This is a genomic window from Stenotrophomonas sp. HMWF023 (genome assembly GCF_003060985.1).
Lineage (GTDB): Bacteria > Pseudomonadota > Gammaproteobacteria > Xanthomonadales > Xanthomonadaceae > Stenotrophomonas > Stenotrophomonas lactitubi.
This window is the reverse complement of the sequence record NZ_QAIJ01000340.1, coordinates 1-25,237: the sequence shown is the minus strand read 5'-3', so window position 1 is coordinate 25,237 and position 25,237 is coordinate 1. Positions and strand designations below refer to the sequence as shown.

Below are 25,237 nucleotides of genomic sequence, written 5' to 3'. Positions count from 1 at the left end.
TGCTGCCGGCCTGATCGAGGTGACTGAGGGCGAAGTCACCGACTATCAGGTGGTCGAGAAGCGCATGCGGGAGGATATCGCCAGGTTCAATCCCCTGGTGATCGGCTTCGACAAGTGGAACGCCCAAGAGATCACCCAGCGGCTGCTGGCAGAAGGTCATCCGCTGATCGAGTTCGGCCAGACCACGAAGAACTATCACCCGGCGATGCAAGAGCTTGAGCGCGCCTACATCAGCAAGAAGATCCGGCACGGAAACGACCCGGTTCTGAACTGGTGTGCGTCGAACCTCATCGCCGTGAAGGACGGAAACCTGAACATGAAGCCTGACAAGAAGCGCTCGCCGGACAAGATCGATGACATGTCGACCCTGTTGATGGCCGTCGGGCTTAGCATGCCGGCGGCCTCCCAGGGCGATGATGCAGGTGATTTCATTGCCAGCCCGGTGATCGGATGAAGCCCGCGGCGAAGAAGCCCGGTCGCCTGCGCGCGGCGGCGCTCAAGTGGCTTGGCGTTCCCATCCATCTGACCGATGGCGACTTCTGGGCGAACTACTTCGGTTCGACCTCGGCGGCGGGTGTACCGGTGAACCACGAGACCGTGCTGAAGTTGTCAGCGGTATGGTCATGCGTGCGCCTGATCTCAGAGACGATTTCCACGCTGCCCCTTTCGATGTACGAAAAGACGAGCAGTGGCAAGCGCGTGGCGAGCCACCATCCGCTGCAGTTCATCCTGCACGATCAGCCAAATTCCGACACCACAGCCGCTGTTCACTGGGAAGCGAGCGTTGCGGCGATGCTCCTGCGTGGCAATGCGCGCTGCGAGAAGCTGATGATTGGAGGCCGGGTGGTTGGCCTTCAGTTCCTTCACCCCGACAGACTGACGTGGTTCCGCCGCGACGGGGTCAAGGTCTGGCGGTACACGGACGAAAACGGCCTGCAGCGTGAGATACCAAGCGACCGGGTGTGGGGCATCCCTGGCTTCTCTCTAGACGGTAAAGAGGGCGTCTCTGTCATCGGCTATGGTGCCGAGGTCTTCGGCGCCGCGATTGGCGCTGACATGGCGGCCAGCTCCACATTCTCCAAGGGGCTGATGCCCACCACGGCGATTACCTATCCCAACACGTTGAAACCGGACCAGCGCAACGACGCAAGGCAGACGCTGGAATCATTGAGCGGTGCGGTGAACGCTGGGCGTCCGGTCATCCTGGAAGCAGGTTCTGAAATCAAGACGATCGGCATCAATCCAGCCGATGCACAGCTTCTTGAGTCGCGCGCGTTCTCGGTGGAGGAAATCTGCCGATGGTTCCGTGTTCCTCCGTTCATGGTCGGCCATGCCGAAAAGTCGACCAGCTGGGGGACCGGGATCGAGCAGCAGATGATTGGCTTCCTGACATTCACCCTCGGCCCCTGGCTACGTCGAATTGAACAGGCGATCAGCAAGGATCTTCTGACACCGGCTGAGCGCACCCGGTACTACCCGAAATTCGCGGTCGAAGGGCTTCTGCGCGCGGACAGCGTGGGTCGCGCGTCCTTCTACGCGGCCATGGTCAACAACGGGATCCTGACCCGTGACGAAGTGCGGGAGCTGGAGGACCGCGAACCTATGGGGGGGAACGCCGCCGTGCTGACGGTTCAGACCGCGCTGGCGCCGTTGGACAAGCTTGGCCAGGCCGAAGACGGCAATGCCGCTCGCGCGTCAATGCGCGCTTTTCTTGGCGTTCCCGACGCCTCCAGCAAGGAGTAATAGATGACCATCCGTGCAACCCCGGGCGTCCCCAGCGGACGGCCGCAGATGGATGTGCGCAGCTACATCGCGCCGGCGGCGTTTGATCGCTGGGATTCCAGCATCCGCGCTGCGGCTGAGGATCAGGAAGAACGCACCATCGGCATTTACGACGTTATCGGCGAGGACTGGTGGACCGGTGGTGGCTTCACTGCGAAGCGCATGTCTGCGGCACTGCGCTCGCTGGGCAAGGGGCCGGTCACCGTCGCCATCAACTCTCCGGGCGGCGACATGTTCGAAGGCCTGGCCATGTACTCGATGCTTCGCGAGCACGCTGGCGAGGTCACGGTGAAGGTGATGGGTATTGCGGCCTCTGCCGCCTCCATCATCGCGATGGCCGGTGACCACGTGCAGATTGCACGGGCGGGATTCCTGATGATCCACAACTGCTGGCTCCTGGCAGCGGGCAACCGCCACGAGCTGCGAGAGATTGCGGACCAGCTGGAGCCATTCGATCAGGCCATGGCCGACGTGTACGCGGCCAGGACCGGCGAAGACCTCAAGGCCATGCAGAAGCTCATGGATCGCGAGTCCTACATCGGCGGCAGTGCTGCCGTTTCCCAGGGCTTCGCCGATTCGCTGCTCGACTCCGACGAGATCGGCAAGGCCGACGACAGCAAGAACGCCTCTGCCGTTCGCCGCATGGAGGCCGCGTTGCGGGCGTCTGGCATGCCCAAGTCCGAGGCTATGCGCTTGATCAGCCAGTTCAAGTCCAGCGCGGGTGACCCGGCTGGCAGCGGTGAGGGCGAGCCCACCGAACACGGCCAGCGTGACGCTGCCGGCTTCACGACCACTGCGGCGCTGGCCGCCAACCTCACCACCATCCTGTAAGGAGAGCCTCAATGGCCCAGATCGACGACGACATCAAGAACATCAACGCCAGCCTCGGGCAGGTGAACGAGCAGCTGAAGAAGCACGCTGAGCAGGCGAAGGCCGATATCAACGCGCATGCGCAGCTGTCCGAAGAAACCAAGGCCAAGGTCGACCAGCTGCTGGTCGCCCAGGGCGAGCTGCAGGCCAACCTGCAGGCTGCCCAGCAGGTCATCGCCAAGCTGGAGCAGGGCGGCGGCGCCCCGGCTAAGGCCCTGACCATCGGCGAAGTGGTTGCCACCTCCGATGTCTGCAAGAACTTCAACCCGGGCATGCAGGGCAGCTTCACCGTCAAGGCCGCGATCACCCGCGACGAGGCGTCGGCCGGCACGCTGATCCAGCCGCAGCGCGTGCCGGGCATCGTGGCGACCCCGAACCAGCGCCTGTTCCTGCGTGATCTGCTGACCTGGGGTATCACCACGTCGGACAGCATCGAATACGTGCGTGAGACCGGCTTCACCAACAACGCGGACGTGGTGGCCGAAAATCCGACCAACCCGAAGCCGGAATCGGATCTGGCCTTCGAGCTGGATTCGGCCAAGATCACCACCATCGCCCACTGGATCCGCGCTTCGAAGCAGGTGCTGCGTGATGCCAGCATGCTGCAGGCCTACATCAACGGCCGCCTGATGTACGGGCTGAAGCTGAAGGAAGAAGCCCAGCTGCTGAAGGGTTCGGGCGTCGGTCTGAACATCAACGGCCTCTACACCCAGGCCACGACCTATACGAACCCGGGTGTGGTCGTGCAGAACGAGACGGCCATCGACCGTCTTCGCATCGCCATGCTGCAGGTGACCCTGGCCGAGTACGAAGCGGATGGCATCGTGCTGAACCCGATCGACTGGACCACCATCGAGCTGTCGAAGACCACCGAGAATGCCTACCTCTTCGCCACGCCGCGCGGCCTGGCCGTTCCCGGCCTGTGGGCGCGGCCTGTCGTGGCGACCAAGGCCATGGACCTGGGCGACTTCCTGACCGGTGCCTTCAAGATGGGCGCCCAGGGGTGGGACCGCGAGCAGGCGAACATCACCATCTCCAACCAGGACCGCGACAACTTCGTTAAGAACATGGTCACCATCCTCTGCGAAGAGGACGTGGGCCTGACTGTGTTCCGCCCCGAGGCCTTCGTGAAGGGCGGCTTCGACGGCCTGCCGGTCACCGACGGCGCGGGCGCCGGCGGCTGATCCCCTGCAGCGCCCGCTAACCCCGGGCGCTGCCCTGACGAAGGAACCAGAAAATGGCAAAGGTCATTGCACTCACCTCGTTCGAACACCACGGAAGCCGCCGCCGCGGCGAGGAGTTTGATGTATCCACCCAGCACGCAGACTTGCTGGTCAAACGCTGTCTTGTGAAGCTGGCAGGCCAGGCCGCAGCTGCCGGCGGTGGCCTGGCCGCGCCGACTGGCGGAGCCAGCGATGGCGCTCAGCTCGTCCGCCAGAGGGCGGCCGACGCGATCGCGGCGATTGCAGCGGTGACCGATATCGCATTGCTGGACGCTGCGCTGAAGGCGGAGACTGCCAAGGGTGAGAAGGCCCGCGCCACGGTGATCGAAGCCATCGAAACTGCCATCAAGGCCACAACGCCGGCGCAGGACTGAGCCATGCAGCTGATCACCATCGTGCAGGCCCGGCAGCACTGCCGGGCCGATAGCGCCGACGACGCCATGCTGGAGCTGTACGGTGGCGCGGCCGAGGAGGCGGCGCAGGAGTTCATGAATCGAAAGGTGTTCCCTGACGCCGCCAGCATGGCTGCCGCCGTCCTGGCTGGCACGGCAGGGTGTGATCCGATAGTGGTGACCGACGCCATACGCGCGGCGGTACTGCTCACCCTCGGGCATCTGTACGCGAACCGAGAAAATGTGGTCACCGGCACCATCGTATCGGAGATGAAGGAAGGCACACGCAGCCTGCTCTGGCCCTATCGAATCGGGCTCGGCGTCTGACGTGGCCTGCTCAGGCTGCGCGCGACGCCGCGCCTGGCTCATGAAATGGATGCGAGAAGCGAATGAACGAGCAAAACGAAGTGCTGGCCGCTCTGCGAGCCCAGACCGAGGCGACGCACCTGCTAGTTACGGCGCTGCAAGAAAAGACCAAAGCCGATCAGGAGAACGCCACGGCGGTTAACCGCCTAGTGGACTATCTGTGCGCCAGCGACGGTGAGGGTGCTGAGCCAGTGGCCGCATCAACCTACCTGAGCGGGAGTCCGCGATGATCTTCGCCGGCCGGCTGCGCCATTTCGTGCAATTGCAACACCAGGTGGACGGCCAGAATCCCTCCACCGGTGGACAGACGGTGAGCTGGGAACCGCTGGCTGATGTGTGGGCGGAGATTTCCCCGGTATCAGCACGAGAATTCGTTGCGGCACAGGCGGTCGACAGCGAGGTCACGTTGCGCGTGACCATCCGCCACCGTGAGGGCGTGACCGACAAGTGCCGAGTGCTGTTCCGCGGCAAGATCCTGAATATCCATGGCGTGCTGCCCGACCCGGTAAGCGGTCTGGAGTACCTGACGCTTCCGTGCAGCGAGGGTGTCAACGATGGCTGATGGCATCCGATTCGACGTGAGCGGACTGGACGGCATCCGCAACAAGATGGCGCAGGTGAAGCGCGAGGTGAACTACAAAGGCGGCCGCGCCGCGCTGCGTCGGGCGGCCAACGTGCTGCGCGACCAGGCGCAGAGCAACGCCCGCCGCGTGGATGACCACGAGACCGAGAGTGCCATCTGGAAGAACGTGGCAGTGCGCTGGAATGGCAGAGCGTTCAAGCAGGATGGCGTGCTGGCGTTCCGTGTCGGCGTTCTAGGCGGTGCCCAAGCTGGCCGCGCCGCTCAGCAGGGGACGAGCAACCCCGGCGGCATCACCTGGTACTGGCGCATGCTGGAGTTCGGCACCTCGAAGATGGCCGCGCAGCCAATCTTCCGCCCGGTGCCGGACCAGGCTGGCCAGAAGGCCGTCGACGTGTTCGCGCGAAGCTTCAACCAGGCACTGGACCGCGTGTTGGCGAAGCAGGGGGCGGCATGATCCCGCCCATCTTCCCGCTGTGCATCGCATCACCACCGGTGCTGCTGGCGTTCGGCGCCGCCCCGACCCGTGTCTACCCTTTCGGCCTGATCGAGAAGGCACCAGGCTGGCCGTATGCGGTCTGGCAGACGGTAAGCGGCAGCCCTGAGAACTACCTGGCCCAGCGGCCAGACGTGGACGCGCTGACCACGCAGGTGGACGTCTATGCGAAGAAAGAAGAATCGCTGATCCAAGCCGCCAAGGCCCTGCGTGATGCATTCGAACCTCACGGGTATATCACGCGCTGGGGCAGCCAGATGCTTGATCCCGAAACAAAGTTGCTGCGCCTCTCATTCGATGTGGACTGGCTGGTCCCTCGGTAACGCCCGCTACATCCCACCCACGCCCCGCACTGCGGGGCTTTTTATTGCCCGCAGGAGAAACGATGAGCGCCCTGACCCAAGGAACCCAGCTGTACGGCCTGATCAATGGAGTTGTCCACGAGATCGAGTGCATCACGGCCTTCAACCCCGGCACGGCGCCGGCGGACCAGATCGACGACACCTGCCTGTCCGAGACCAACACGCGCACCTACAAGAAGGGCCTGCGCACGCCGGGCCAGGCTTCGGTGACTATCAACGCCGACCCGAAGAACGAGAGCCACTACCTGCTCTGGCAGCTGGCCGAGCAGGTAGATGGCGGCGATTCGATCCAGTGGGCCATCGGCTGGTCCGACGGCGTGGACATCGAGCCCACCGTGCAGCAGGTCGGCAGCCTGTCGAGCATCGAAGTCACCAACGGCGGCACCGGCTACACCTCGGCGCCCACCGTGGCCATCACCGGTGGCGGCGGCAGCGGCGCCACCGCCACGGCAATCGTCGATTCCGGCTCGGTCATCGGCGTCAACATCACCAACCCGGGCACCGGCTACACCAGCGCGCCTACCGTTGCGTTCAGCGGCGGTGCTGGCACCGGCGCAGCAGCGACGGCCGAGCGCTCCACTGTGGCCGAGCTGGTCCTGCCGACCACCCGCACCTGGTACACCTTCCAGGCCTACGTGAGCGACTTCCCGTTCGATTTCCAGGGCAATGCCGTGGTGACCACCGCGGCGACCATGCAGCGCAGCGGCTCGGGTGTCTGGCTGCGTAAGGCGGAGACGCCGTGAGCCGCGCCCCTAAGAAGACTGGCACCGCTCGGGCGGTGAGCCTGAGCGTGGCCGGCCTGCAAAAGGCCGGTGCGTTCACCGGCCGTCCGGTGGAAAAGGAGGTCCGCTGGAAGCAGGGCGATGAAGAACTGAGCGCGACGGTGTACGTGCGGCCGCTTGGCTTCCAGACTGCCGTGTCCGACGTTCTGTCGGCGTCCAACAAGCACGACGGCGTGGCCGGCCGCATCGCGGCCAGCATCTGCGACAAGGACGGCAAGCCGGTGTTCACCGTCGCCGACATCACCGGCGAGGCAGATCCCGACCGTGGCGCCCTCGACGGCAATCTGTCCGTCGCGCTGCTGATGGTCATCGGCGAGGTGAACAACCTGGGAAAAGCTACGAGCTGACCCCGGAGGATGAACTGTGGTGCGAGTTGGTCCTGAACGGGATTGGCGGCCGCAGCATCGCTGAGGCAAGGGAATGCCTCAGCATCCGGGAGTTCCAGCTCTGGAGCGTGTTCCGCGCCAAGCGTGGAAGTCTGAACCTCGGTGGCCGGATCGACGAGGCAGCAGGGATGCTGGCGGCACTGTTCGTCAATTCGAACACCAAGCCTGGCTCCGCCCCATTCAAGCGCACTGACTTCATGCCCTATGCCGACCCTGCGCCCATCAGTCTCGAAGAGGCGATGAAGCAGTGGTAGCCGGCCAGTAGGGCGCGCATCAATCCGGCTGGCCAACGGCCGGCCCTTGCAGCAGAGAGAGCTATGTCCCGGTCCCTTGGTACGCTGACCATCGACGTTATCGCCGAGGTCGGTGGCTTCGCCTCCGGCCTGGACAAGTCCGAGCGCCGGGCAGAGAAGTGGCGGAAGAAGGTCGAGGCCGAGGCGAAGCTGGCAGGTCTTGCACTCGCTGCTGGCATGACCGCGGCCCTTGCCGGTCTGTCGACGGTCGGTCTCTTGATCGCTCGCAACACCATGAGCGCCGAGCGCGAGGTTGCCCAGCTCGACGCAATCATCCGGTCTACTGGTGGGGCTGCCGGGTACACCCGGCAGCAGCTGCTGGACATGGCCGACACGTTGGCAAGCAAGTCCACCTTCAGCGGCGGGGAGATAGTAGAGGCGCAGACGCGCCTGCTGTCCTATTCCGGTATTTTGGCGTCCAACATCCCCCGGGCAATGCAGGCGGTCATCGACCAGTCGGCCCGCCTCGGCATCAGCGTCAGCCAGTCGGCAGAGACCATCGGCCGCGCGCTGGAATCCCCCAGCAAGGCAGCTGCGGCGCTGGCGCAGCAGGGCTTTGGCGCTGCGTTCACCAAGGAGGTGCGCGGCACGATCGACGAGTTGGTGAAGGCCGGAAAGGAAGGCGAGGCCCAGGTGATGATCCTGGAGATCCTCGAGGAGTCCTATGCCGGCGCGGCACAGGCGGCTCGGGATACCTTCGGCGGCTCTTTGACTGCGCTGAGAAACACGCTGGATGACCTGACCACCGGTAGAGATGGAAGTCTCTCGGGCGCTACAGCGGCCGTCAATTCGTTTATTGATGTCCTGAACGACCCTCAAGTCCGAGAGGGATTCGACGCGATGATCGTCGGGCTCGGGACGATCCTGACCGACTTCGCGACCTATCTGAAGGACGGAACCGAGGTTCGAAACCTTACGGAATCGATCGCGGATAGCTTCCGGCAAATCAGTGATCTAGGCGGCATATTCAGCGGGACGATTGAAGGCCTGGACCGAGTTCGTGGTGGCCTGGTCGCAATCGAAAAGCAGGGCAACGCGGTGATGAAGCTGGCCTCGGGCCAGTACAGTGGGTTGTTCGGCTCCCAGGGGGGCGGCTGGAGCCAGTTCCTCAAGGACTACCAGACGGGGACGCAGTTCGCCGACCGCGGTTGGGCCGCTATGCAGGCCAAGCCTGCGCCTACGGTCAAGCTCATTGAGGCCAGCCTGCCGCCTTCCGGCGTCACGGGTGATCCGGCTGCAAGGGCTGCTGCAGCCGCTGCATCCGTTGCAGCCGCCCATGCGGAGGGTGCAAAGAAGCAGATTGCTGCCCAGATGCAGCTCGAGCGAGCTTACGAGGCAACCGGTCTGCAGCTTCGCCGCCAGATTGAGCTGTTCGACATCAGTGCTGACCGCTCTGGCAAGGCAACCGAGCTGCAGCGGCTGAACTTCGATCTGGAACACGGAGCACTGAAGGGGCTCAATGCCTCGAAGCAGGAGTCGCTACGCATTGATGCTCGTAAGCTGGACCTTCTGCAGGAGCAGAAGGCTGCCAACGAAGCGGCAGCTAAGGCCACTGAGTCGTTCTCCAAGCTGAGGGACGAGCTGAACAAGAAGGACTCGCTCGGCTTGGATCTGGCCCGGGAGCGGCTGAAAACCTTGCAGGCGGCGGCAGCGGCCGGCGCCGCGAACGACCCTGAGTTTGCCAAGGTGGCCGGAAAGGTCATTGAGCAGGTCGGCGGGTCGGGCGGCAGCGAGTATCGCGGCCCGGATGCGCTTTACGGCGGCGCCAGCGGTGAGTTCTCCAAGATCAACAAGGCGGTCGAGGAAGAGAACAAGAAGTACGCGACGCAGCTTCAGGCGTTGGAAGAGTACCGGAAGGCACGTGCGGATCTGACAGAGGACTGGGACGCCCAGGAGGCGGCGCTGTCCGCTACGCACCAGTCCAGGCTCGACGAGCTGGACAAGGCGAGGTGGCAGGTTGGGTTGACTGCTGCAGAGCAGGGATTGGCCGGCGTTGCCGGGGTGATGCGCGCCGGGTTTGGCGAGCAGTCCGGTATCTACCGGGCCGCGTTCGCGATCAGCAAGGCGTTCTCGGTCGCGAAGGCCGCCCTGGCAGCGAAGGATGCGGTCAGCTCTGCCCTGTCCAGCGGCCTTCCGTTCCCTGCCAACCTGGCGGCGATGGCCGCCGCAGCTGCAGCTGTCGCCAACCTGGTAGGTGAGGTGTCGGCGGTCGGTATGGCTCACGACGGTATCGACAGCGTTCCCGAGACGGGAACCTGGCTGCTGCAGAAGGGCGAACGGGTCACCACTGCGGCTACCAGCGCAAAGTTGGATGCCACTCTGGACCGGGTTTCCAATGAAGTTGCGACGGCCCCCCCTCTGACCTACGCGCCCGTGGTGAACGTGAATGGAAATCCTGACCAGAGGACCATTCAGCTCCTGAAGTCAGAGATCAGGTCCGCTATCGACAGCAACAACCTCAAGCAGGCTGGCGATGTCGCTGCAGGCCGTGGGGCTATGTCCAAGGCGTATGCGGCCGGATGGGGGGTAAAGAGGCGAGTGCGCTAGTGGATGGCAGGATCAGCTGCGTCTTCCATTGCCTTCACCGATGTTTCGGCCATCAACAGAACTCCATCAATCTGGGCCACGAATGATCTGGCTATCTCATCGATGCTTGCCTGCGGCAGATCTGGATACTTTTCCGGAAGGCCGGACGGCCAATCATTCTTCATCTGGTCAACGAAGTATCTAACCAAGATCTTCTTTTCCTCACTGTCCTTGATCGCCATCGCGAGCAGCAGCGAAATCAGTATTGAGTTCGCATGGCGTCCACCGACGAGCGAAATATTGAGTAGTTCATTCTCATTCATGGTTCTGTATTCCCAGGGGCAGTAAGTGGCAACTCTGATTATGCAGCCGGCGTGGCTGCCCGAACCACTGCGAGATGGCTACGGCCTGCGGCACGTGTCGCCCATGCTGAGGTCCACATTCGTGAGCGGGCGGTCACTGCCGCGGCGAGCCTATACCGCGACACCGAGCCAGACAGAGGTGCGTTGGCTGCTGAATGACCAGCAGGCCGCGTTGTTCGAGAAGTGGTTCCAGGAGCAGCTGTTCGACGGCGTTGCCTGGTTCGCCTGCCGGCTTCGCAGCCCCTTGGGGATGGACTACTACAAGGCCCGATTCACCGATATCTACGATGGCCCGACGTTGACCAACAGTAACCTGTGGATGTTCACGGCGACGCTGGAACTCTATCTGCGGCCGCTGCTGGCTGACGGATGGTCCGAGTACCCGGAGGGCTTCCTCCAGGCCAACGTGATCGATCTGGCCGCAAACCGAGAGTGGCCACAGCCATGAGCATTCTTGAACGTCTTTACGCCTCGGGCGGCAGCGAGATCGAGCACGAAACGCTCGCCATCACGGTAGGCAGCGAAACCCACTACCTGACCAAGGGCTGGGAGGATCTGCAGGCCGTGCTGGAAACGGGCGAGACAGTCACCTTCAAGGCCTGCGGCATGGACGTGGCAAAACCGGCGCGGAACGCGGACGGTATACAGGATCTCAACTTTGCCCTGACCAACATCGACGGCGTGGTGAGCACCAAGATTCGCGCGGCGCTTGCGGCTAGGCAGGAGATGACTGTGACCCTGCGCGTGTACCTGAGCAGCGACCTTCTGGCGCCGGTCAAACGTCCACTCTCGATGGTCATCAAGGGTGGGCAGTGGTCGGCCACTGAGGTCCAGGTGACCGCGGGCTTTATGAACATCCTCGACACGGCTTGGCCGCGCGATCGCTTCAACCTCTCCAAGCACCCCGGGCTGCGCTACATCTCATGAAGATCGAACTGGAAAAATACCTGGACGTGGTCTGGGTCAGTGGCGGCCGTGTCTTTCCCGAACTGGACTGCTATGGCGTTGTGAACGAGGTGCGCCGCGATCTTGGCTTGCCTGCATGGGATGAGTACCCGGGCGCCACGCGAGAGGATCTGCCCGAGCTGGCTAAGCAAGCGGTGCTGCAGCATGCTGGAAGCGACCTGGTGGAGGGTGCGGTGGCGTTCTGCTACGAGGGCAGCATGGTCACCCACGTTGCCGTGCTGGTCGAGGCAGACGGACGCATGTGCGCGCTGGAGTGCAACGACGGCCGCAACGTGACGGTGCTGCCGGTGTCGCGCCTTGAGCGCCGCTTCCATCGGGTGGAGTACTACGCGTGATCCGGGTGTTCCCTTCGCGCATGCCCGGCGAGGCGCTGGAGACCCACCAGCACGGCCGTACCACGATTGATGGTTGGCTGCGTTCGAACGTTCGCGGTTACACGGGTGTCGGCGAGCAGCCCATTGAGTTGGAAATCGATGGCCAGCCCGTGGCGGCGGACGCCTGGGCAGACACGTGGATCGACGCGGGAAGCGATGTTCGAATCTATCCGGTTCCGCACTATGAGGGTATAGCCGCGGTTGTGTATTGGGTCGTTGTGGCCGTGGTCGCCGCATACGCCATCTACATGGCCAACAACCTGCCCGGAAGTCGCAACGCGCAGGGTGACAGTCTGAGTCTCGACACCGCCCGGGCGAACTCTGCACGCTTGGGCAGCCCGGTGCGCGAGGTGCTCGGCCGCTGCCGCGTGTGGGCCGACTATCTGGTGCAGCCTGTGTCGCGCTTCGTCGGTGGTAAGACGTATCGCACGCAGATGTTCGTCTGCGTTGGCAAGGGTCAGCACGTCATTCCGCTCGGATCTGCGCGGCTTGGCAACACGCCGATCACTTCCTTTGGCAGCGACGTGGAGATGACCATCTATCCGCCGGGTGCCGACGTGGGCGGAGATGTTCGCTCCGAGAACTGGGTGAACTCAACCGAGGTTGGCGCCACTGCGTCGGGCACGGCCGGCTTGGACCTGAGCGATACGGCGGACGTGGCCACCGGAATCAACGCCGACTCGGTGACGGTGTCGGGGAACGTGATCACCCTGAACAACGCGACCGTGACTGACGCGAACGGCAAGGAGCGGCCCGCCACATCCGTGCCTGCCAGCTGGACCGTCGGTGCGGTGCTGACGCTGAAAATCGCTGCCATCTTCACGGCCACCACCAGCGGCCTCTACTCGATCATCGCCGGCAGCGCCGTGGACGAGCTGGCGCCGTACCTCGGCATGCCCGTGCTGCTCACCTATAACGGCGCGGACTACGCGCTGTTCGTCGCCAGCTACACCCCCGGCTCGCCGGCAGTGCCTGGGGTTGGTGGCAGTCCGGCCACAGTCACCGGTTCGGCGCCTGCTAGCAGCTTCGATTTCAGCGGCTCACCCGTCACCTTCGGGATCAGCTGGCGGGGCACCAGCTACAGCGTGGCGCTGGTGGCCAACTACATCACCTTGGGCGTGCTGCTGACGGCGATCAATGATCAGCTGGTCGACAGCGGATTGGTGGCAACCCAGTCGGGTGGTGTGGTCACTATCGGAGAGGCTGGGAGCCCGTATGCCGGCGGCAGCATCAGCTTCAGCGGCCTTCCGGCGGGCGTATTTGGAAGCAGTCCCGCTGCCACGGCCGGCGTGGCTACAACGGGCGGCACGCCGGCGACGCAGCCCCGCGTGACGCTCGCCTATGACAGCGCGACTGGCACGGCCTTCGGAGGCTTGCCGCCGGGCGTGGTTTCTCTTTTGATGGCGCGCGGGCAGAGCGAGTACCGCATCACCTCGGTGTCCGGCCTTACCTTGGCAGTGCAGCGCCTGACCGAGGCCGGCGTGGTCGACACCAGTTGGCCGGGCTGGACCACCCGCACTGCCACCGACTACCGGGCCACCGGATTCCAAGAGGGTGAGGAATGGCTGGGGCCGTTTCTGGTATGCCCTGGCGGCGAGACCACGGACGCCTTCGAGTACGACTTCAACTTCCCCGGCGGCCTAATCTGGTACACGGACAAGGGCAACAAGCGCACCTTTACGGTGACCGTTCGCGTGGCCTACCGCGTGTTCGGCTCTGGTGATGCATGGTCGGTGCGCACGCACACGTACACGGCGACCTCTGAGGATGCTCTTGGCTTCACCGAGCGCATCACGCTGGCCACGCCTGGACAGATCGAAGTGCGCGTGCGGCGCGTGACCGAGCGCGGCGGGAACTCGGCACGTGATGCCTGCTACTGGCAGGGCCTGCGCGCGCGCCTTCCTCAGCGTCCTACCCGCTATGACGACTTGACCACCATCGGCCTGACAGTGACCACCGGCACGAAGCTGGCGGCCCAGACTGATCGCAGGTTCAACGTGGAAGCGACCCGGATCTATGACGAGGGGACCGCGCGAAGCATCAGCGGCGCCATGATCCACGTGATGCGTTCGCTTGGTCTGCCGGCGGACGAGATCGACACGGCAACACTGCAGCACCTGGAGGATAACTACTGGACGCCACGCGGCGAGTTCTTCGACTTCAGCGCGGAGAAGTCCGGCACCAGCGCGCTGGATCTGCTACAGATGGCGGCGCAGGCCGGCATGGGCTACTTCCTGCTGATCGATTCGATGTGCTCGGCGGGCAGGGAAGGGGTGAAGGCATGGCGCGGTGGCATCTCGCCGCAGCGGCAGCTGGAGCCACTGAGTACGTCGTTCATCTCGCCCGGGCCGGACGACTACGACGGTGTGGACGTGACCTATATCGACGAGGTCACCTGGGCGGCCGAGACCGTTGAGTGCCGACTGCCAGGCGTCACCGAGCCGTGGAAGGTGGAGACCTACGAGCTGCAGGGTGTCGGCACGCGCGATCGTGCGTATCGGATCGGCATGCGGCGATTGATGAAGCACCACGGCCAACGCCTGACCTACAAGACCAAGACCGAGATGATGGGGCTTGTCTATCAGTACGGCGACCGGGTGAAGCTGTTCGATGACATCCCGGGCTCCAGCACCACCAGCACCATGATTGAGTCGGCCACGCTGGATGGCACGCAGCTGTTGATCGAGGTGGGCGAGTATCTGGATTGGACGCTGCCGGCGCCTCGGTGCCTTGTGCGCTTCCAGGACGGCACGCTTTCGAACGTGATGGTGCCCACCCGCGTGGATGACCACAGGCTGACCATCGCCGCGTCGACTCTGCCGGGTGAGCACGCATTCAACACCTGGATCATGGACGACCCAACGATTGATCCGCCGGAGCTGATCTTCTGCGACAGCACGCGCGCTGGGTATGACGCCGTGTTGGCCGACCTCACCCCGGGCGAGGACGGCTCTGTCGAGCTGACCGCCCTGCAATACGACCCCGCCTTCTACCAATACGACGACGCAATCGCGCCGTAGCGCCACTGGAGACGCTGCAACATGACGACCTTCAACACTGGCAACCCGCTGGGTTCGAACTCGCCGAAGGATCTGTACGACAACGCGGAGAACCTTGACGCAGGGATCAACGGCCCGGGGCATACCTGGCGTGATCGACGGGGCCAGGACCGAACGAGTTGGGCCGGTATTGAGTTTGGCTACCTGAAGTTTCTGGCCGACGGCAGCACCATCGAATTCCCGACGTGGGCGGCTGCCAGCGCAGCGGCCGGTGCAGGCCAAGTGCCGCAGAACCGACAGGTGGCCGTGATCGGTGACACAGGCAGCCATACCGACCCGGTGTCGGGGCTGACGGTCCCCAACAGCGGGCGCTACGTGATGGTGGCCGCCGGCCTTGAGTGGCGGTCGGCGGATGTGTTGACGCAGAAGGCGGACAGGAACCCGACGCGCTTCGGTATCGCGAGCGCTACGCGGGACGCCGACGACGCGCTGACTCAGATTGCCGTGACCGAGAGCATGGTGACGCAGGTCCTGCACAACGCAGCCTTCGATCCGGTGGGCAATCGCGCGGTGTATTCGGCTGCGGAGGCCGCAAATGGGCTGCCGGTCAATGCGTACCGGTTCTGGATGAGCAACGTTCCGCTGCTGGGCGACATCACGCTGGAGGTGTATTCCCGCGTGCAGGCTGGCAGCACGTCGGCTTACCCGCCAACGGCAAACGACACGCTGCTTTCGTCGGTGACGGTCAACGGCGCTGACCTTGCGGCCGGCAATGCCTATCAGTACGTGGAGTTCCGGTTGCCCCATGCGGTCACGACGACAGGATCGGATCTTCTCGTCTGGAAGCTGAGCGCTGCAGGTGGCTTGTCGATCGGCACCCGAAATGATGCCCCTGGCATCACACAGTTCCGTCGCGGCTGGTTCGGCAATGCCGGCGGTGGCAGCCAGAATGTTGGGTCTCCGAACCGCATTGCCTTCGAGGCGTTCTACCGTGAGGTCGACAGCGCGCTAGCTCCGCAGATCAACGCGCTGGAATCCCAGGCCAGCATCATCGATCGCAGCTTCACGCGGGAGTTCTCGGCCGCGGCAGCCCGCGAAACGAACGACCAGGCCTATCCGCAGAGCGCTGGCCACTACGCCTGGACGTTCGGCGCTCAGGCGGGGGCCGGTCAGGACATCGGTGCCGGTGCGTCAATCGACACGCTCGCTCTTATGGTTGAGCTGGCAAGCACCGTCGCGAGCCTGCGCCTGCGCGTGTGGTCACGCCCGACCAATCCGGCCACAGTCGGCATCTACCCCGCGAGCGATGGCACCGCAACGCTGCTCTATAGCGGCATCAAGACCTTGGCCGAGCTTGGTCTGGAGGCGGTGTCCGGGACCTGGCAGGATCTGCGCTTCCCGTTCCCGGCCATTCAGACGGTCGATGGGCAGACCTACCTGTTCGAGCTGTGGGGATACACCGCCGCTGCCGCCAACATCGGCATCGGCATCACCCGTGCGGCAGACGGTGGCTTCAACCAGCAGCAGCGCGGTTGGTATCGGGGATCATCGGCCATTGGAGTCGGTTCGGCGCTGGCCTGGAGGCTGGGTGGCGATGTCTTCCGAATCGCCAACGACGATCCCGGCGATTCGAGTATGCACCTGCTGGACGCCTATGATCTGGAGATCGATGCAGCTGGCCTGTCGGTGTTCGTCTACGGCTCGGGCTATGGGGACGGTCGGAAGGTGAGCATCAACGCAGCGTTGTCAGTGGCGGCGGCAGCGACCGGGACCGAGAACAAAGAGGACTACAGCCTCATCTATGACACCGACACGGTGTTCCCGAGCATCGCCGGGGCGTGGCTGGGCCGACGGCACATCAGCGGGGTTTCTGCTGCGCGCAGCGATACCGGCACCGCACTGACCTTGGGCACGGACTTCGCGTACCACGTCAACGGGAAGCTGCGTGGGCTGATCGACGTGGCTGCGTTCGCGGTTGATGTCACCTACAGCTACAAGCGCGAGCGATACGACCTGGTCCAGATCGACCCGCAGACGCAGGCGGTGACGATCAAGGCCGGGCCGGAGCGCGACTTCGATGCGGTGGAGTATCAACCTGCGCCCGATGAGGGGCGGGTGGTGATCGGCTACCTGCACGTGGTGGGCGCCATGGTGACCGCAATCAACGCCTCGAAGTTCCAGGGCGGGGTAGTGCGTCGAGGTGGCGAGGCCGACTGGCAGCAGCTGCTGATGCACAACCGAGCCTGCTTGCGCCGGCTGCTGGGCAAGGCTGCGCGCGGGGAAGCGGTGAAGGTGGCCAGCTATGGCGATTCCATCGTCGCGGTGCAGTTGGGTGATCCACCGTACACGGCCAACGGCGCGGCGCGCGATCGACCGGAGAACTACCTGATCAACATGCCGGCGGACACGGTTGCCGCACTGCCGAAGTACGATTTCGGTGATGGCGCTGGGCAGGTGCACGTGAAGATCAGCGCCGTGTGGCCACTGATCGCAGCGCTGGAGCTGGCGAGCGGTCAACCGGTCGAGTACCTCAACTTCGGGCGGGGCGGGACGACCTCGGGAAGCACCCAGCACAACGGCCTTTGGCCCGCCCGCCTGCAGCCGGTGTTGGAGTCTGGGGCGGACGTGCTGCTGCTGCACTTCGGCATGAATGAGCTGGGGCAGGCCACTACGCTGGCCAACATCAAGAGCATCGCCAGCCAGGCGAAGGCGGTCGGTATCGAGGTGCTCATCATGTCCGTGCCCCGCCGCAACGTGGTGGACGGGCCGGCTCTGTCCGGCTGGAACTACACCAACAGGGCGCTGTGGCGCGCTGCAGTCGAGACAGGGGCAGCGTTCGCCCCGCAGCACTGGATCGTCATGGATGAGCAGCTGGGCGGCATGGGCGCCAGTCGGGATTCGCTGGGGGCTGCCGCGTTGTTCAACCATCCCGGCCCGGCAGAGTTCGCGCGCTATGGCCAGGTGCTGGTGGAATCGGTACTGGGCTGACCGGGAGTGGATTTCACATCGCATTCATGCCTTGACGGCAATGTTTAGGACATAGCGGAAGGGGACTGCTGGGTGCTCAACGGTCGAGCGCTCGGCAGTGCTTACTCCCCACGGTTTTGTAGGACTCCGCTTTGAAGCTTCTCATTTCTCTAGCCGGCGCGGCGCTGGTAGCCAGCGCTCTCTTGGCGGTAGTCCATGGAGCCACGCTGTGTTTTAAGGCGGCTGCAAGGCGGCGCTCAGCGCGGCGGCAGGGGCCGCAGTGATGGAGGCTTATCGTTACGCTTACCAGAAGGCACGCGGCTGGCACGCTCCGGTTCTAACGTCGGCGTGGGCTGGACTCAGGTATTCGCTCACCGGGGATAGCGGCTGTTTCAGGTCGCATGGCGGCTGGCGTCTATCAAGGATCCGAAAAGGCGTGGAGTCCTCCGAGTAGATCAGTCGCCTTCAGGGGGGGCGCTGAGAAATGGCGTCCCTCAATCGTGTGGTCACCTGCTGAGTCCAGATCGCCGCCATGTGCTATTCCGCCCAGATCGACCGCTTACCAGAAGCTGGTCCGCATGACCGGCGCCACCGTGTCGCTGCAGGAGTTCGCCGCGCTCTACGCCCACGATCCGGGCAAGAAGCGGCCCAAGACCCCGAAGGCGGTGGAGGGCGCCTTCGGGATCTATCGATCAGCTGGACGGGCTCAAGTAGAGAGAACAGGCTGATCTATACGGCTAGTTACACGCAGGTAATCGAGGTGCGAACCATCGGGCTCTTTACGCCATCACTGTCTTCCAAGTAGCGGTCCAGTACGATGACGCTGCCTGAAACTGGGTAAGCGGTGGTGCAGCGGGCCACGGCATTAAGCGTGCCTGGCGGGCTTCCAGGGGAAATATACTGCGTAGAGTTCTGGCTGCAAAGATAGTCTGGCGGGCAGGTCACAACTTTGCTGCGAAGGTAGAGCGGATAGGTAGGAGACCCTACAAACTGCACGGTGTAAGGGATATCTCTGCGGGGTGGCCCAGTGACTGCCGGCACATTGGTGATCGTCAGCGGTCGGCAGTCAGTCTCGCCTGCCTTGAAGGTGCGATAGCCCTTCTCCACGCCTTTCATAGCCGCCGCTTGGAACTCAGATTCCTGAAGCGCTGCAGCGTCTTCGGAATTGGTGTGGAAGCCCACTTCGATCAAGGCCGTCGGCATCTCCGCGTCGCGTACTTCGGCCTTGTTATTGCCATTTGCGAGTTCTGGCCTAATAACAAAGTCCGGGTAATCTCCTTGAGCAGTGATCTGCTCCTTCATGTAGCAAAGGATGTTGTTTGAAAGTTGAACGGACGCTGGGTCATCAATTTTTGTCATGACCAACGCCCCGCGAGCGGTGGGGCCTGCGGCATTGGTATGCAGTGAGATGAGGGTCTCGGCATTGATGTGATTGGCATACCTGGCGCGGGCTGCGATGTCATCGTCTTGCTCGCGAAGGTCCCGACGCTTGGGCTTGCCTTCGGGGAAGCGATTCCAGATCGTGGGGCCCTCGTCAGGCAGTAGTGACTTGATGTAGTAACGAGCGGCCAGATCCTTCCATGACAGGTTGCTTTCCGGTTCGATGAACGGATTTCCGGTGGCTCGGGTGTGGCGAACCTCCGTGACGAAATTTCTGCTGCGGGACGTGAGCCATGTGTTCAGCAGCTGAGCAAAGAGCAGTGTGACGTCATCCTCGTGTACGTTGGTGGTGCCGACGTAAGGAGTGGGACGTTCGTACACCCATGCGTTGTCGCCGTAATGGAAGTACTTGCCGTGGCCAGGATTGATGACAACTAGTCCAGGTACGGGCGTTGCGGCAGCGCGGGTACTGCGTTTGCTCCTACGCTCCTTGATGTAGTCGGGCGGGAAGATTTCGTTGATCGTTCTTCCCCCAATTCGGGCAACAACGTACTTGAACTGAACAGTTCCCGATAGGTACTCGTAGAGTTCGGATTCTATTTCCCCCAGCTTATCGCCGAATTCTTCACTGAACTCTGTCTGCGTTTTAGGCAGGTAGCCTGAATCAAGGTCTATCCATACGATCCCCGTGGACGGTTCTGGGGTGATTCGTACCGTAACCCGGGCTGCTTGCCCTTCCAGTCTTGGCTGCTGATCTACAAAGCGTTGCAACTCAGGTTCGAGTTGATGAAAAATCGTTGAGCTCTGAGCCACAGAGGGGAGCGGTCTTTCCTCTTGATTTGGTGATTGTTGCGAACTTGCACTGCTGGCGAACGCCAAAGAAAGCGCTAGTCCTGCAGCTATACAAGTAAGTTTCTTACCTCGGGTAACCGACATAATGCATTTCCTTTGCTGATGGATCCCCCGCGTGTGAGGGTAACAGCAATGGCCGGGATAGATGAAATGGTGGGCCATCGCGTTTGTTGCAAATAGATGAAGTTCTGCGAAAGTGAAGAATAGCCTCGCTGCTGTTGCTAACAGCCAGCGTAGGGCAATGGCTACGTTTCAGCGCGGAATTGCCCGATTGAGCTAGCTGAGCAAGACAGGCATCTTGACCTTGCCCGATCCGGGGCCGCAGGCCGCTCAACCCGGACGCGCCTGAGCAGCGCCGCGCCGGCACTTTCCCCGAACGATTCAGGCAGGTCGCTACCGCGTTCGCAGGATCTGCGACGCCCGGTCGTATGCTCCCGGCCATGCTTCCCTCACATGGTTACCAAGGCTTCCGCTCAGCACCACCACCCTCTGGCTGGGTCCAGATGGGGGAGGGCTGGGTGCTGTGGTGGAATGGCCGGCAGATCGCTCATGTCACGTCGGCAAAGGATGGCGGGGTTCGGGTGCACCTTGATGCCCGAAAGATGTGGGACACCAAGAACGTGAGGGCGGCCAGTATCCAGCAGGGCAAGCGTTACGCCGAGCGGTGGTGCGCGGCCAGGCTCTACCCCGAGCAGAGGCTGCGGGAAGCGGTAGCTCGACTGTTGGACAGCACGCCCACCGAACTGCCGCCGCCGATGCCCGGATTGCCACCCACCCCAGAGCAGCTGCAACAGGCTCGGCGCCTGGCCGAGGCGGGGACGAAGGAGCTGGAGCGGGTCAAGGAAGCGCTGGAGCCGCGCCGTCCGCCGGCTGCGACCAAGTCTGGCTCTCAAGCGTGGGTGCGGGTCTGACTTGTAATTGATTGTCCAAGATGGATGTAGAGAGCGCGCTTTCACATCATGCCTGCTACTTGACTGGCGGGATGCTTGCTAGTAGAAAGCAAGCATCCCCATTTCGAGTAGCAAGCATGGATGGCGAGACTGAACAGGTGTCCTCCAAACAGTCAAAGGGCGGCAAGCGGCGCGCAGAAATCTTAAGCAGTGAAGAGCTAAGTTCAATCGCTTCAAAAGCTGCCCGAGCCCGTTGGGGTGTGCCGAAGGCTACCCATCAGGGCGTAATTCAGATTGGTGACCTTGCCATCGACTGTGCGGTACTGCCTGATGGAACGCGAGTTTTGTCCGAGCGCAGCGTAGGCCGTGCTCTGGGCCGCAGCCGCGGTGGTGCATATGTACCCAAAGGAGATCGCCAGCAGGGAGAAGATCGGGCCTCAGACCCTGGCGAGAAATTGCCGTTCTTCGCGTCAGCCGCGACCCTTCGGCCCTTTATTGACAATGACTTACTGGTGGCGCTGACGGAGCCCATGCGCTACCAGCATCTCACCAGCAACAACATCGCACATGGCTTCCCTGCGTCGGCACTGCCGAAGGTCTGCAACGTTTGGCTTCGTGCCCGTGATGCCAGTGAGCTCTCGAAACCGCAGCTTGTCGTCGCACAGCGCGCCGAGATGTTGATGCGGGGCCTTGCCGAGGTAGGTATTGTTGCACTGGTTGATGAGGCAACTGGCTATCAAGAGGTCCGTGATCGCAAAGCTCTCCAGGCCATTCTGGATCAGTTTCTGCAGAAGGAGTTGGCTGCGTGGGCTAAGCGTTTTCCTGACGAATTCTACAAAGAGATTTTTCGCCTTCGCGGATGGAAGTGGAGCACGTTGAAGCGACCGGGAGTAGTGGCGGCGTACACGCGCGACCTTGTCTATGCTCGATTGGCCCCTGGCGTAATGGAGGAGCTTGAGCGCCGCAATCCGATCACTGAGTCCGGGCGTCGTAAGGCTAAGCATCATCAGTGGCTTAGCGAGGACGTCGGTCACCCTGCGCTAGCCCAGCACTTGCATGCGGTCATTGGATTTATGCGTGCCTCCGATTCCTGGGACAATTTTAAGCGTCTTGTGGATCGTGCCTTCCCTAAGAGGGGGAGCAATTTAGAGCTGGAACTCAGTACTCCTCCGCACTAGTTGAAGGACAGGTTATCAGCCAGTTCTGGCCAGTTCTGGCTGGATCTGAGGCTCTTGTGGTCTAGAATGCTGGCATCCAGGCTGAGTCCGAGGCAATATTCAGCTTGAGTGGAGCTCCCATGCTTTGGTCAGGTCACTGGCATGCGAGGGATTGTTGCAGCTTGGCAGTCAAAGGATGGGGGGGCGATGATCGAAAAAGTGCTTGCAGTATTGTCCGACATTGCCACGATTGCAGCGGCCGGGTTGGCGTTCTACCTCTTCTTCGCAAAGGGCTCTGAACTCCGGGCTATGCTCAATGCGCTTGCCAATCTTGCACATCAGAGCAGCCTTAGTGAAATTAGGCAAAAACTTGATCTGGTCGCATCTTTAAGAGTGCAGGATGAGCGCGAAGAAATTGTGAGCATCCTTCATGACGTGTGTGGCCAGATTGATGGGAATCCGAAGCTCAAAGATGCCTTTTCAGAGCTCACGGATCGTGTGAAAAAGGCGTCGTCGACGAGGCGTGTTCTAACCGAACCGCAGAAACGCTCCATAGTGAGCGAGCTCCGCGAAAAATTGCGTCATTCAGATGTTTCTAGCATTGCGGGCGTAATGGGGGATTTGGATAAGTGAAGATCGTATCCGCGATTAATGCAATGATTGCGAACTCGGACAGAATCTCCGATGTTGTAACTGGGCGGACTGGTGAGCTGTTCTTCCTTTATGGTGGGAGATACAAGTGGTCCATACTTCGCGATGCGAGCGGTGAAATTCGGCTTTGGTTCTATCCAGGGACGCAGAGCTTGAATGACCTCTCGTCTTGGGATGACTATGAGTGGGCTGGATTCGACGAAATGGTGCTCTACTCGGCAAAGGAGCTTGGCACGAGAGAGGCAGTCGACTCATTCGACGAGCTTTACCGCGTGGTCAGTGAAAAGCGTTACGGGGTGGATGAAGCGCTTGATGATATTATCAACGGCTCGGGTTGGGGGGAGCGACGTTGAGTGATGTGCTTCCAGGTTTGGTGCGGAATTGTTGATGTTACTTGCGGCGCTCTCGGATTTTTTGGGGTTTTTATTCAATGTTCGTGATTTCTTGCCGGTGTCACTCTGATCAAATGGTTCCCTGGCGATGCACCAAGGCTGCTGAGCTGCAGTAGCAAGACCATTGATCCATTAGCAGTCGGCGCTTCTCGATCATTGTTCCTCGTTTGTATGCAGCCTTGGTTTTATCACGGATCTTGTGAGCCAGTGCAGCTTCGGAAAGGTCGTCGGGGAATTCAGTAGTCTCGCTGGCCCAGTCCTTGAACGTTGATCTGAAACCATGAACTGTTATGTGGCCGTAGCCCATTCGCTTCAGCAGCGCGAGCATCGCGTTCTCACTAAGCGGTTCGTTGCTTATGTCGTTGGGAAAGAGTAAATGTGCCCGGGCCATACGCGCCCGCGCTAGCGCCAAGGCTGGCACTGACAGTGGGATGGTGTGCTCGACCTTACCTTTCATTCTGTCCCGGGGAACGGTCCAGGTTCCAGCGTCAAGATCAACTTCCCTGGGGGCCGCGCCGAGCGTCATCCCGGTGCGCGCGGCGGTGAGAATCGTGAACTCTAGGGCGCGTGCTGCCTCGCCATGCCTTAAGCGCAGGGCGGTCATGAAGGCTGGCAGGTCCGCATAGGGCAGGGCAGCGAAGTTCTCGACCTTCGTCACTGCGGTGGGCTTCGGAAGGATCACCGCCAAGTGTCCGCGCCAGCGCGCGGGGTTGTCCCCGGTGCGCTTCTTTTGCACGGTCACCGAGTCCAGGACAGCTTCGATACGCTGTCGCACGCGACTGGCAGTCTCTGTTTTAGTCACCCAGATGGGACGCAGAATGGCCAAGACGTGGTCGGTTTCGATGCGATCAACCCGCAGGTGTCCTATAACGGGCCTGGCGTAGGTTCCCAGGGTGCTAGTCCACTGGCCGGCATGCTTCGGGTTAGTCCACCCGGCCTGACGCTCTGCGATGTAGGCCACGGCCGCCTCCCAGAACGTTGGGATTGAGGACGTGGCCACCGCAGATGCACGCCTTCCGGCAAGGGGATCTTGTCCAGCCTGGACTAGCTTCCTAGCGCCATCCGCCGCTGCCCGCGCATCGGCTAGGCCGATCACATGCAGCGGGCCAAGTCCCATTTCTGGGCGCCTTCCCTCGAAGCGATACCTGAACACCCAGCTCTTAGCCCCTGAGGCGGTAACCTGGAGGTACAAGCCACCACCGTCGGCGTGGTAGCCCGGATCTGTGACCGTGGCCACCCGTCTCGCCGTCAGGCGGTTGATCTTTAATCCCATTTCTTACCCATCCATGTACCCACCCGGCAGACGCGACTTCACGCGAAAGCCCGCGAACGAACTCGGATGGTGAAACCTAGCTGGCGCAAAGGCTGAGACTGGTTTCACGAAGGCGCACGGAAGCTAGGGAACGCCCTAAATTCAGACACTCTCTCCGCCAAGATGTTCAGAAGAGCCCCTGGAAACAGGGGCTCTTTTGTTTCTTCAGTCCATACCATCCACCTGGGTATGAGCAGTCGAAGCACGGCGGCTCTGATGGAGCAGGCCGAGATCGGCAACGAGAGCAGCCAAGGCTGCGATGAAGAGAGGAAGGTGGAACTCGTCATGACCCGCAGCAGCGAAGGCAGCGTGGACAAGCGCGGTGCCGGCGCCTACGGCTCCGCAAAGACGCTCATGGGCCCTCGCAGAGGGTTTGAACAGCATCACCTGGCGATAGCCATGCAGCAGGACGCCGACGGCGAGTAGGTTGGAAGCCAGGTAACGCTGGGCGCTGCCGAGGACACGGAACATGATCCACTCATGCCAGAACGCGGCGTCGATCTGGTGCAGGATCAACGCCAGCAGTGTTGCGGGATGCCACCGTGCTGCTCACGGCGGAATGATGTGCTCAACTGGCGCCTTCCTCGTGCGAGCTGGGACTGTCCATGTCAAGACGTCCAGCTCCATCTCGCCAGGCAGGCCACCCGAGGTCATCCCGGTCCTGGCAACTGCAGGTCTTTTGGATTCCAGGGCCCGCGTATGCACTCACCCGCGACGCCCACCCTTCGGCCTGTTGTGGCAAAGCGGATAGCTGGAGCAGGACCTGAAAGCCCCATGCGGCCCATTTCGGTCCACAAACACGCCCATCTTGCACACCGGGCAGCGCTCTTCATTGATCGCCACACCCGACACGCTCGTAACCTCCACGACGCCGTCC

Annotated in this window: 28 protein-coding genes and 2 pseudogenes; 24 read left to right on the top strand and 6 right to left on the bottom strand. The window is 62.3% G+C overall.

Going from position 1 to position 25,237, the window contains the following annotated elements; translation table 11 throughout:
* The 14 genes from DBR20_RS22410 to DBR20_RS20750 all read left to right on the top strand — a co-directional run.
* On the top strand, positions 1-454 hold a 454-nt coding region (locus DBR20_RS22410; RefSeq protein WP_258223449.1), incomplete at its 5' end, for a terminase TerL endonuclease subunit.
* Positions 451-1,743, top strand: coding sequence for a phage portal protein (locus DBR20_RS20810; protein ID WP_108268163.1), 1,293 nt, complete (start codon positions 451-453; stop codon positions 1,741-1,743). The genes DBR20_RS22410 and DBR20_RS20810, both read left to right, overlap by 4 nt.
* A gap of 3 nt (positions 1,744-1,746) precedes the next feature.
* The gene (locus DBR20_RS20805) at positions 1,747-2,613 is read left to right on the top strand and encodes a head maturation protease, ClpP-related (RefSeq protein WP_108268161.1); all 867 of its coding nucleotides are present in this window, start codon (positions 1,747-1,749) and stop codon (positions 2,611-2,613) included.
* An 11-nt stretch (positions 2,614-2,624) separates the two neighbouring features.
* Positions 2,625-3,836: a phage major capsid protein gene (locus DBR20_RS20800; RefSeq protein WP_108268159.1), complete on the top strand. Its 1,212-nt coding sequence runs from the start codon at positions 2,625-2,627 to the stop codon at positions 3,834-3,836.
* Between the two features lie 53 nt (positions 3,837-3,889).
* Positions 3,890-4,249 (top strand): hypothetical protein, encoded by a 360-nt coding sequence (locus DBR20_RS20795; RefSeq protein ID WP_108268157.1) that lies wholly within the window; start codon positions 3,890-3,892, stop codon positions 4,247-4,249.
* 3 nt (positions 4,250-4,252) lie between these two features.
* On the top strand, positions 4,253-4,594 hold the full coding sequence (locus tag DBR20_RS20790) for a head-tail connector protein (RefSeq protein ID WP_108268155.1): 342 nt from the start codon (positions 4,253-4,255) through the stop codon (positions 4,592-4,594).
* Positions 4,595-4,656: 62 nt separating this feature from the next.
* Positions 4,657-4,863 carry a hypothetical protein gene (locus DBR20_RS20785; protein ID WP_108268153.1) on the top strand — a complete coding sequence of 69 codons (207 nt, stop codon included), beginning with the start codon at positions 4,657-4,659 and terminating at the stop codon, positions 4,861-4,863.
* Entirely contained in the window at positions 4,860-5,195 is a 336-nt protein-coding gene (locus DBR20_RS20780) for a phage head closure protein (RefSeq protein WP_219927839.1), read from the top strand. Before DBR20_RS20785 ends, DBR20_RS20780 begins: the two co-directional genes overlap by 4 nt.
* The gene (locus DBR20_RS20775) at positions 5,188-5,670 is read left to right on the top strand and encodes an HK97-gp10 family putative phage morphogenesis protein (RefSeq protein ID WP_108268151.1); all 483 of its coding nucleotides are present in this window, start codon (positions 5,188-5,190) and stop codon (positions 5,668-5,670) included. Before DBR20_RS20780 ends, DBR20_RS20775 begins: the two co-directional genes overlap by 8 nt.
* On the top strand, positions 5,667-6,032 hold the full coding sequence (locus DBR20_RS20770; RefSeq protein WP_108268149.1) for a DUF3168 domain-containing protein: 366 nt from the start codon (positions 5,667-5,669) through the stop codon (positions 6,030-6,032). Before DBR20_RS20775 ends, DBR20_RS20770 begins: the two co-directional genes overlap by 4 nt.
* 62 nt (positions 6,033-6,094) lie before the next feature.
* The gene (locus tag DBR20_RS20765) at positions 6,095-6,814 is read left to right on the top strand and encodes a phage tail tube protein (RefSeq protein ID WP_108268147.1); all 720 of its coding nucleotides are present in this window, start codon (positions 6,095-6,097) and stop codon (positions 6,812-6,814) included.
* The gene (locus tag DBR20_RS20760; RefSeq protein WP_219927838.1) at positions 6,811-7,200 is read left to right on the top strand and encodes a phage tail assembly chaperone family protein, TAC; all 390 of its coding nucleotides are present in this window, start codon (positions 6,811-6,813) and stop codon (positions 7,198-7,200) included. The genes DBR20_RS20765 and DBR20_RS20760 overlap by 4 nt, the downstream gene beginning before the upstream one ends.
* Before the next feature lie 26 nt (positions 7,201-7,226).
* Positions 7,227-7,493: a hypothetical protein gene (locus DBR20_RS20755; RefSeq protein ID WP_219927837.1), complete on the top strand. Its 267-nt coding sequence runs from the start codon at positions 7,227-7,229 to the stop codon at positions 7,491-7,493.
* A 63-nt stretch (positions 7,494-7,556) separates the two neighbouring features.
* The gene (locus tag DBR20_RS20750) at positions 7,557-10,079 is read left to right on the top strand and encodes a phage tail length tape measure family protein (RefSeq protein ID WP_108268143.1); all 2,523 of its coding nucleotides are present in this window, start codon (positions 7,557-7,559) and stop codon (positions 10,077-10,079) included.
* Here the strand turns inward: DBR20_RS20750 and DBR20_RS20745 are convergent.
* Positions 10,076-10,381, bottom strand: coding sequence for a hypothetical protein (locus DBR20_RS20745; protein ID WP_108268141.1), 306 nt, complete (start codon positions 10,379-10,381; stop codon positions 10,076-10,078). The two genes, DBR20_RS20750 and DBR20_RS20745, sit on opposite strands and share 4 nt — an antisense overlap.
* Before the next feature lie 25 nt (positions 10,382-10,406).
* Between DBR20_RS20745 and DBR20_RS20740 the strand changes: the two genes are divergently transcribed.
* The 6 genes from DBR20_RS20740 (at position 10,407) to DBR20_RS22245 (ending at position 18,454) form a co-directional block, all read left to right on the top strand.
* Positions 10,407-10,868 (top strand): hypothetical protein, encoded by a 462-nt coding sequence (locus tag DBR20_RS20740; protein ID WP_219927836.1) that lies wholly within the window; start codon positions 10,407-10,409, stop codon positions 10,866-10,868.
* On the top strand, positions 10,865-11,347 hold the full coding sequence (locus DBR20_RS20735) for a DUF1833 family protein (RefSeq protein ID WP_108268208.1): 483 nt from the start codon (positions 10,865-10,867) through the stop codon (positions 11,345-11,347). The genes DBR20_RS20740 and DBR20_RS20735 overlap by 4 nt, the downstream gene beginning before the upstream one ends.
* The gene (locus tag DBR20_RS20730) at positions 11,344-11,721 is read left to right on the top strand and encodes a nitrite transporter (RefSeq protein WP_108268137.1); all 378 of its coding nucleotides are present in this window, start codon (positions 11,344-11,346) and stop codon (positions 11,719-11,721) included. Before DBR20_RS20735 ends, DBR20_RS20730 begins: the two co-directional genes overlap by 4 nt.
* A complete protein-coding gene (locus tag DBR20_RS20725) occupies positions 11,718-14,780 on the top strand; it encodes a host specificity factor TipJ family phage tail protein (RefSeq protein WP_219927835.1) in 3,063 nt (1,020 codons plus the stop codon). Before DBR20_RS20730 ends, DBR20_RS20725 begins: the two co-directional genes overlap by 4 nt.
* 21 nt (positions 14,781-14,801) lie before the next feature.
* On the top strand, positions 14,802-17,747 hold the full coding sequence (locus DBR20_RS20720) for an SGNH/GDSL hydrolase family protein (protein ID WP_108268135.1): 2,946 nt from the start codon (positions 14,802-14,804) through the stop codon (positions 17,745-17,747).
* Positions 17,748-18,304: 557 nt separating this feature from the next.
* Positions 18,305-18,454, top strand: a complete 150-nt coding sequence (locus DBR20_RS22245) for a hypothetical protein (protein WP_181393143.1) — start codon at positions 18,305-18,307, stop codon at positions 18,452-18,454.
* Between the two features lie 13 nt (positions 18,455-18,467).
* Here DBR20_RS22245 and DBR20_RS20715 read toward each other — a convergent pair whose 3' ends face one another.
* Positions 18,468-20,042, bottom strand: a complete 1,575-nt coding sequence (locus DBR20_RS20715) for an N-acetylmuramoyl-L-alanine amidase (RefSeq protein WP_181393141.1) — start codon at positions 20,040-20,042, stop codon at positions 18,468-18,470.
* 356 nt (positions 20,043-20,398) lie between these two features.
* Here DBR20_RS20715 and DBR20_RS20710 point away from each other — a divergent pair, with 356 nt between their 5' ends.
* The 4 genes from DBR20_RS20710 (at position 20,399) to DBR20_RS20695 (ending at position 23,009) form a co-directional block, all read left to right on the top strand.
* The gene (locus tag DBR20_RS20710) at positions 20,399-20,869 is read left to right on the top strand and encodes a hypothetical protein (protein WP_108268204.1); all 471 of its coding nucleotides are present in this window, start codon (positions 20,399-20,401) and stop codon (positions 20,867-20,869) included.
* 116 nt (positions 20,870-20,985) lie between these two features.
* Positions 20,986-22,026 carry a P63C domain-containing protein gene (locus DBR20_RS20705; RefSeq protein WP_108268131.1) on the top strand — a complete coding sequence of 347 codons (1,041 nt, stop codon included), beginning with the start codon at positions 20,986-20,988 and terminating at the stop codon, positions 22,024-22,026.
* 186 nt (positions 22,027-22,212) lie between these two features.
* Positions 22,213-22,638, top strand: a complete 426-nt coding sequence (locus DBR20_RS20700) for a hypothetical protein (RefSeq protein ID WP_108268129.1) — start codon at positions 22,213-22,215, stop codon at positions 22,636-22,638.
* Positions 22,635-23,009, top strand: a complete 375-nt coding sequence (locus tag DBR20_RS20695; RefSeq protein ID WP_219927834.1) for a hypothetical protein — start codon at positions 22,635-22,637, stop codon at positions 23,007-23,009. Before DBR20_RS20700 ends, DBR20_RS20695 begins: the two co-directional genes overlap by 4 nt.
* 109 nt (positions 23,010-23,118) lie before the next feature.
* Here the strand turns inward: DBR20_RS20695 and DBR20_RS20690 are convergent, their stop codons facing one another.
* The 4 genes and pseudogenes from DBR20_RS20690 to DBR20_RS23585 form a co-directional block, all read right to left on the bottom strand.
* Entirely contained in the window at positions 23,119-24,009 is an 891-nt protein-coding gene (locus DBR20_RS20690; protein ID WP_258223452.1) for a site-specific integrase, read from the bottom strand.
* A 57-nt stretch (positions 24,010-24,066) separates the two neighbouring features.
* Positions 24,067-24,321, bottom strand: a pseudogene (locus DBR20_RS23590) (Arm DNA-binding domain-containing protein); the annotation flags it as partial.
* 204 nt (positions 24,322-24,525) lie between these two features.
* Positions 24,526-24,891 (bottom strand): annotated as a pseudogene (locus tag DBR20_RS20685) (DUF6713 family protein); the annotation flags it as partial.
* Positions 24,892-25,065: 174 nt separating this feature from the next.
* A partial coding sequence (locus tag DBR20_RS23585) for a topoisomerase DNA-binding C4 zinc finger domain-containing protein (RefSeq protein WP_146187072.1) occupies positions 25,066-25,237 on the bottom strand: 172 nt, incomplete at its 5' end.